This window comes from Flavobacterium solisilvae, assembly GCF_012911605.1.
Taxonomy (GTDB): domain Bacteria; phylum Bacteroidota; class Bacteroidia; order Flavobacteriales; family Flavobacteriaceae; genus Flavobacterium; species Flavobacterium solisilvae.
Genome location: NZ_JAAMPT010000098.1, coordinates 1 through 293, shown reverse-complemented (window position 1 = coordinate 293; position 293 = coordinate 1). Strand labels below are relative to the sequence as shown.

At 44.7% G+C, this 293-nt stretch carries 1 protein-coding gene; it reads left to right on the top strand.

What is annotated here, in order from left to right:
- Window positions 1-293: transposase (locus G6042_RS00465; RefSeq protein ID WP_211161587.1), on the top strand; the 293-nt coding region annotated here is incomplete at both ends.

Here is a 293-nt window from a genome sequence, read left to right as displayed (position 1 = left end):
TACCACCATTGTAGCCCAACCCGATCAAGGCAAGAGCAACGAAAACGGCACACAACCCGAGTATTTTGTAACAAAGTTTATTTATAATAAAGAAGCAAATACCTACACTTGTCCGCAAGGAGAAACGCTAAGCACAACAGGCAGTTGGCACAAGAAAACAGGTCGAACTGACGAAAGTGGTTACAGGTTCCAAAAATACCGCACACCAGCTTGCAAAACCTGTCCAGTAAAAGACCAATGTACCAGCCGAAAAGGCGGAAGAGAAATAGACCGAAGTGAGTATGCTGATGCAG